8 protein-coding genes and 1 tRNA gene are annotated in these 6,387 nt (G+C 61.6%); 1 reads left to right on the top strand and 8 read right to left on the bottom strand.

The genetic code is table 11. The annotated features are described in order from the left end of the window. The 8 genes from VFL62_RS07055 to VFL62_RS07090 form a co-directional block, all read right to left on the bottom strand. Positions 1–663 (bottom strand): NAD(P)-dependent oxidoreductase (locus VFL62_RS07055; RefSeq protein ID WP_325171651.1); only part of this gene is annotated, 663 nt, incomplete at its 3' end. A gap of 89 nt (positions 664–752) precedes the next feature. Further along, a complete protein-coding gene (gene rplA, locus VFL62_RS07060; protein WP_325171652.1) occupies positions 753–1,445 on the bottom strand; it encodes a 50S ribosomal protein L1 in 693 nt (230 codons plus the stop codon). A gap of 6 nt (positions 1,446–1,451) precedes the next feature. Further along, positions 1,452–1,880, bottom strand: coding sequence for a 50S ribosomal protein L11 (gene rplK / locus VFL62_RS07065; RefSeq protein ID WP_325171653.1), 429 nt, complete (start codon positions 1,878–1,880; stop codon positions 1,452–1,454). A gap of 129 nt (positions 1,881–2,009) precedes the next feature. Then, positions 2,010–2,543, bottom strand: a complete 534-nt coding sequence (gene nusG / locus VFL62_RS07070; protein WP_325171657.1) for a transcription termination/antitermination protein NusG — start codon at positions 2,541–2,543, stop codon at positions 2,010–2,012. Between the two features lie 23 nt (positions 2,544–2,566). Next, positions 2,567–2,758 (bottom strand): preprotein translocase subunit SecE, encoded by a 192-nt coding sequence (secE, locus tag VFL62_RS07075; RefSeq protein ID WP_325171654.1) that lies wholly within the window; start codon positions 2,756–2,758, stop codon positions 2,567–2,569. Between the two features lie 324 nt (positions 2,759–3,082). Then, positions 3,083–3,451 carry a hypothetical protein gene (locus VFL62_RS07080; protein ID WP_325171658.1) on the bottom strand — a complete coding sequence of 123 codons (369 nt, stop codon included), beginning with the start codon at positions 3,449–3,451 and terminating at the stop codon, positions 3,083–3,085. Positions 3,452–3,640: 189 nt separating this feature from the next. Further along, a complete protein-coding gene (locus tag VFL62_RS07085) occupies positions 3,641–5,239 on the bottom strand; it encodes a hypothetical protein (RefSeq protein ID WP_325171655.1) in 1,599 nt (532 codons plus the stop codon). 120 nt (positions 5,240–5,359) lie between these two features. Continuing rightward, positions 5,360–5,435, bottom strand: a tRNA-Trp gene (locus tag VFL62_RS07090). A gap of 172 nt (positions 5,436–5,607) precedes the next feature. Between VFL62_RS07090 and VFL62_RS07095 the strand changes: the two genes are divergently transcribed. Beyond that, on the top strand, positions 5,608–6,387 hold a 780-nt coding region (locus VFL62_RS07095), incomplete at its 3' end, for a serine hydrolase domain-containing protein (RefSeq protein ID WP_325171656.1).

The following is a 6,387-nucleotide window of genomic DNA, read 5'->3' on the forward strand; positions in this document are numbered from 1 at the left end:
TTGCAGGATATCGGCATTGACGACGTGATGCGTCTCGGCGCCGGCGCGCACGGCGATCATCAAGACGTTGCACCATTCGGCAAGGGCGCCCAGACTATCGAAGTAGCGATACGGCAAATCGTAGCGGGTGCGGCTGAAATAACCGACTTCAGTTTCGAAGGCGGCCATGCGCGCGGCGATCTTGCGGCCGATCTCACCCAGGCCGTAGACGCCGATGCGACGGCCGGGATTGCCGGGCAGCGCGCGCAAGAGCGGCGACGGCTTGCCGGACGCCCAGCTTCCATCGCGGACGAATCCATCGGCCGGAAGAATGCGCCGCGTTGTCGCGAGCATCAGCGTAACCGCCAGATCGGCGACGCTGGCGGCGTTGGCGCCCGGACTGTTGCCGACCGCGATACCGCGCTGCTTGGCGGCTGCAAGATCGACGCCGTCATAGCCGGTGCCGTAGCAGATGATCGCTTTCAGGGATCGCAGTGTGTCCATGACGTGGCCGGGAAGCTGCGTGCCGCCGGCCGTGATCATGGCGCGAACGTTGGAAAGCTCATCGCTTGCGAATACGTCGTGCGGCGGCTTGCCGGCCGCGTCCAGAAGCTCGAAACGCTCACCGATCCGAAGCATCAGCGCCTTGGGAAACTTGGAATAGATCAACACCTTCTCGGGCATGCGTTCCTCCCACGTGCGCAGATCATAAGAAAAGAGCGGAACCGGTTGCCCGATCCCGCTCTTTCCTTTCGATCCGCCATTTAAAATGCTTAGCCGAGAATGCTGCCCGGCTCGACCTTCACGCCCGGTCCCATCGTGGAGGACACCGCCACGCGCTGGATGTAGGTGCCCTTGGAGCCCGCGGGCTTCGCCTTGGCAACCGCATCGGTCAGCGCCTTGACGTTTTCCACGAGCTTCTCTTCCGAGAACGAGGCCTTGCCGATGCCGGCCTGGACGATGCCGGCCTTCTCGACACGGAACTCGACCGAACCGCCCTTGGCGCCCTTCACAGCCGCGGTGACGTCCATCGTCACCGTACCGATCTTCGGGTTCGGCATCATGCCGCGGGGCCCGAGCACCTTACCGAGACGGCCGACCAGCGGCATCATGTCGGGGGTGGCGATGCAACGGTCGAAGTCAATCGCGCCGCCCTGCACCTTCTCGACGAGATCTTCGGCGCCGACGACGTCAGCGCCCGCAGCCTTGGCTTCGTCGGCCTTGGCGCCGCGCGCGAACACGCCGACGCGCAGCGTACGGCCAGTGCCGTTCGGCAGCGTCACCACGCCGCGGACCATCTGGTCGGCGTGACGGGGATCGACGCCGAGATTGATCGCGATTTCGACCGTCTCGTCGAACTTCGCCTTGGCGCGTTCCTTGACCATCTTGATGGCGTCCGCGAGCGGGTAGAGCTTCTCGCGATCGACACCCTCGCGGGCCTTCTTCGTACGTTTTCCGATTGCCATCGCCCGTTACCCCGCAACTTCCAGACCCATCGAGCGGGCCGAGCCCTCGACCATCTTCATGGCCGATTCGATGGTGTCGCAATTGAGATCCTTCATCTTCTTCTCGGCGATCTCGCGCACCTGCGCGCGCGTCACCTTGCCGGCCTTGTCGCGGCCCGGCGCTTTCGAGCCGGAGTCGATCTTGGCGGCCTTCTTGAGGAAGAAGGACATCGGCGGCGTCTTCATTTCGAAGGTGAAGGAACGATCCGCGTAAATGGTGATGATCACCGGGATCGGGGTGTTCTTTTCTTCCTTCTGCGTCTGGGCGTTGAACGCCTTGCAGAATTCCATGATGTTGAGGCCGCGCTGACCAAGCGCGGGACCGATCGGAGGCGACGGATTGGCCGCTCCCGCCGGCACCTGCAATTTCAGGTATCCGGTCACTTTCTTTGGCATTTCTTACTCCTGTTGTGCCGACCTCGGGAGGTCGGCGGTTTCAGGTTCGTGGTTCGGTTCAAAAGCGGCTGGCAACCGCCCTCACCTCCCACGTCCTCTTCCTGGAAGTGTCGCCACCTCCACGCCCGATCAGACCACTTTTTCGACCTGACCGAATTCCAGTTCGACCGGCGTGGCGCGGCCGAAGATCGACACTGCCACCTTCACGCGCGAACGCGCCTCGTCGATTTCCTCGATGACGCCGGAGAACGAGGCGAACGGGCCGTCGGCCACGCGCACGTTCTCGCCGATCTCGAACGACACCGACGCCTTCGGGCGTTCGACGCCCTCCTGCACCTGGTGCAAGATGCGCATGGCTTCGGCTTCCGAAATCGGCATCGGCTTGTTTTCCGCGCCGAGGAAGCCGGTCACCTTCGGGGTGTTCTTGATGAGATGGAAGGCCTCGTCGGTCAGCTTCATCTTGACCAGGACGTAGCCGGGGAAAAACTTGCGTTCCGCATCGATCTTGCGGCCACGGCGCACTTCCGTGACCTTCTCGATCGGCACCAGCACCTGCTCGAACAATTCTTCGAGCCCGCGCTGCTTGGCCTGCTCGCGGATCGACTCCGCGACCTTCTTTTCGAAATTGGAATAGGCGTGGACGATGTACCAGCGCTTATCCATGAGTTGTGCTGCGGTGCTTGCCATCAGTGGATGCCCAGAACCAATGTGACCAAATATCGAATGATCTGATCGGACAGGAAAAAGAAGATCGAGGCGAGCGCGACCATCACGAACACCATCGCGGTGGTGATCATGGTTTCGCGGCGGGTCGGCCAGGTGACCTTGGCGGTCTCCGAGCGCACTTCCTGCAAGAACTTAAACGGGCTTGTCGCCATCGTCAGATCCGTATCCGTCCTCGGACGAACTCATTATTAGAGGAATCCGAACAGCCCTCTCACACCCAGCCCTCACTTGAAGGTTGAGCCGGCACGCGGGCTCGATTGTTCGGGGATTTCTTTGGCCGCGCCGGATATCCGCGACTAACGGGCCGGCAGCAGGTGCCGGGTATGTACTGCGGAAGGCGTTCAAGGTCAAGGCAGCCGGGCCGTCAGGATCGGCCGCCAACGTAAATAAGGTCCGGGATTCAAGGGTTTCAAGGCGGCCTCAGATTGAAGCCGGGCACGGGCGTCGCCGCGTGCCCGGCTTCGGGACGAATTCAACTACCTACCGTAGTAGACGACGGGGGCCCGGCCAACCACGACCGGCGGCAATTCACGCTGCCAGACGCGGCCGTCGTCGAACTGAATGCGCATGCCGTCGGGCGAATAGACGGCGCTCTCGCTCTTCGCCTCGATCCAGAGGCGGCTCGCGGGCGCATTCCAGTCGGGCCAAGCCCGGAATGACTCACCCGTTTCGGTGGTGAAATTTACGGCATCGCCATTTTGCGTGACGAAAGTCGGCGCACCGATCGCACCATCACGGCACATTTGAATGCACCGATACGTGCCGGTCAGATTGACCGTTTGCGCCGAAGCGGCAGTGGCAACGCACGCAGCTGCAAGGCCCAAAGCCAGCGACATCAATTTCATCAGGATAACTCCCTTCACTTGCATGAAGATGAACCCGATCAAGCGGGTCACCACCAATCCCGGGGAAAAGGCGTTCGTTCCCCTGTTCCTTCGAGTTCCCGAGCCGCAGCACTGGTTGGAACAAGATGGATGTGAGCGACCACATGGTGAAACCGCGCGCTTGGCGTTCGTCGGTCGGGTCTGCCCGGCTCAGAACGTTTCTCCGGGCAAGACGGGCCGGACGACATCGTGATCAAAGTCCCAGAGCCAAGCCTGCGACGCCGGGTATTTCTCGGACCAGAAGCCCGGGGATTCCTCGACCAATTCATGTCCGGTCCAGCGGAAGCGCAAACCTACGCCTTGAACCGCGAAGTGCTGAATGGTCTGGCCGAGCGAGGGCACAAGGTAGGGCGCGGGCTGGGCCGGCGCATTCTCAAGCGGCTTGCGCAGCCCAGGATATTGGCGAAACAACGCCGACGTCATCTCGACATCGCCGAGAAATTGCAGCCCCCGATAAGAAGAAGGGCCGACATAGATGATGATGGCGTCGCCGGGAATGCCGGCCAGACGCTCGGTCGGAGCTTTGTCGATCACCGCTTTCATCGCGCTTGAGGCGCCGGCCCAAATACTGTGTTGATCGGCAAGGCTGACCGCCAGCAATCCCAGAAACGGAAGGCCGAAAACGTAGCCCCAGCGATGCCGAAGCGCGGCAAAATTTCGCAGTACCAGCCAACCGGACCACGCATTGGCGGACGTCACGGCGTAGAATACGCCCCAAGCCAGCCAAAAGCTGATCCCGATGCTGGTTCTGCTCATATAGCCTGTGCCAATAATGCCGTAGCCCGCGAGGGAGTAAAGCAAGGTGCCGGTCAACATCGCGGCCAGGATCAGCGGCGTCGGGAAAAACGCGAGAGCGAGGCGGCGGCGGTCCGACCCGCTTCGCTCGAACTCGCCGAGAACGGCCACGATCAGCAAAACGATCAACGCGGCAAGGATCGCGTTTTTAGGGTAGCTACTCGCGAGCAGGCGGGGAATCGCCCTTAAAGAGTCAATCCAGTATGGAAGCCATTGCGGATTGAGAGGCTTGGCGCTGGTGGCCACCGTCGCGGCCAACACGCGATTGAGCGCAAGGCCGATGACTTGTCCCAGGCCATACAAGATCAGCGACATCAGTCTCGGCCCTGCTTGTCCGACTGGCGGAAGGCTGAAGCGAAGCAGCAGAAATGCAAAAACGAACCCGAAAACGAACGGTTCGTAGAAGAGAAAACTCGCCAGATTGAGCAACGCGCCGGCCAGAATGACACCAAGCTTCGCCGACATCATGCAACGCAGCGACAGCGCGAACAGCAATACGCTCACCAATCCGTTGAACGTGACACCCCAGCCGCTGCCGCCTACCATCCATGGCATCAAGAGCCACGACGCCGCGGCGATGTCGGCGGCGGCACAGTAGTTTTTCGTTCCCGCCATGACGCGGAAGATCGAATAGAGAACGAGGCTGGTGCCCAGCATAAGGGCGGCGTTGACGGCCTGCCACGCATGCGGGTCGGTCGGAAGCGCCTTGCACAGGATCGCCGAGAACAACACCGCCAGAGGACGCGCTGCGTTAAGGGACCACCAGTTGTGCAACACCTCGTCGAATGGCAGGCGGGCCCAATGGACCAGGAATATCCAATCGTCGTAGTAAAATCCGAACTGGAAAATGCGCGGAATGTAAAAGACCGCCCACGAGGCCACCACCAGAACTGGCAGCCGCGTGACCAACGCGCCGCGCGACACGGTGGCGATATCGTCGCGGCTCGTCATCATCGGTCTATCAAACGCTTAATTGCCGAGTATCGAACGGGCGGGACAAGACGGCTGGGGGAGCCGTCGAATGCGCCTGACCTCGTTGAGGGTTGAACAGATTGATCAAATGGCGGATCTAGCTGGCAGGAGTGGCAGGGCTCGAACCTGCGACCCCCGGTTTTGGAGACCGGTGCTCTACCAATTGAGCTACACTCCTGTACGGACCGGCGTCGCCGCCCGGTCCGGGCTGTTTCAAGCATAGCGCAGGGGCGGATTGCAAGCGCCAAGCGTCCGGTGGCATCTTTAAGCCCCAAATGGTCTTCCGTCCGGCCGTACCGGAGGTCAGGCAGACCCCTCGAATGATGGCCATATATAAAGGGAGAACCGTCATGACCGCGCATGCCGCCACAAAGCCAGCCCCTGCCCCGCGGACTCCGCCCCTGCCGGACGCGAAGCCCGAATCGCTGGGATTTTCGGCCTCTCGCCTGCAGCGGATGTCGGATGTCTTCCGGCGCGAGATCGACAAGGGAACTATGCCAGGCGCGACCATCATGGTCGCGCGCGGCGGTCAGATCGGCTGGTTCGACGCGCTTGGCCAGCAGGACCCGACAAAGCCGGCGGCAATGACGCGGGAGACGATCTTCCGGATTTTCTCCATGACCAAGCCAATCGTGTCGATCGGCGTCATGATGCTGCTGGAGGAAGGTCAGTTCCTGCTCGACGACGCCATCGCCAAATTCATTCCCGAATTTGCCGACCAGAAGGTTGGCATCGAGACCAACGGCAAGCTTGAACTGGTGCGGCCGACGCGGCCGATCACGATCCAGGACCTGCTGCGTCACACTTCCGGCATCACTTACGAGCACACCGGCAACGCTTTGGTGCAGCAGCTTTATCAGCAGTCGCGCGTGCGCAGCCGCAAGATCGACAATGCCGGGCACGCGGCGCTGGTCGCAAGCTTGCCCCTGATCTGCCAGCCGGGCGCCGAATGGAACTATAGCCGTTCGACCGATATTCTCGGCCGGCTCATCGAAGTCGTCAGCGGCAAGTCGCTCGGCGCGTTCTTGACCGAGCGCATTCTCGCACCGCTGCAAATGACCGAAACCGCCTTTTACACCGGCGACAAAAATGCACACCGCTTGGCCGAACCGTTCGCCGCCGATCCCTGG

The sequence above is a fragment of the Bradyrhizobium sp. genome, from assembly GCF_035701725.1.
Lineage (GTDB): Bacteria > Pseudomonadota > Alphaproteobacteria > Rhizobiales > Xanthobacteraceae > Bradyrhizobium.

Coding starts and splice junctions, on each gene's coding strand:
- rplA (WP_325171652.1), bottom strand. CDS start 1,445: ATGGCAATCGGAAAACGTACGAAGAAGGCCCGCGAGGGTGTCGATCGC.
- rplK (WP_325171653.1), bottom strand. CDS start 1,880: ATGCCAAAGAAAGTGACCGGATACCTGAAATTGCAGGTGCCGGCGGGA.
- nusG (WP_325171657.1), bottom strand. CDS start 2,543: ATGGATAAGCGCTGGTACATCGTCCACGCCTATTCCAATTTCGAAAAG.
- secE (WP_325171654.1), bottom strand. CDS start 2,758: ATGGCGACAAGCCCGTTTAAGTTCTTGCAGGAAGTGCGCTCGGAGACC.
- VFL62_RS07080 (WP_325171658.1), bottom strand. CDS start 3,451: ATGAAATTGATGTCGCTGGCTTTGGGCCTTGCAGCTGCGTGCGTTGCC.
- VFL62_RS07085 (WP_325171655.1), bottom strand. CDS start 5,239: ATGATGACGAGCCGCGACGATATCGCCACCGTGTCGCGCGGCGCGTTG.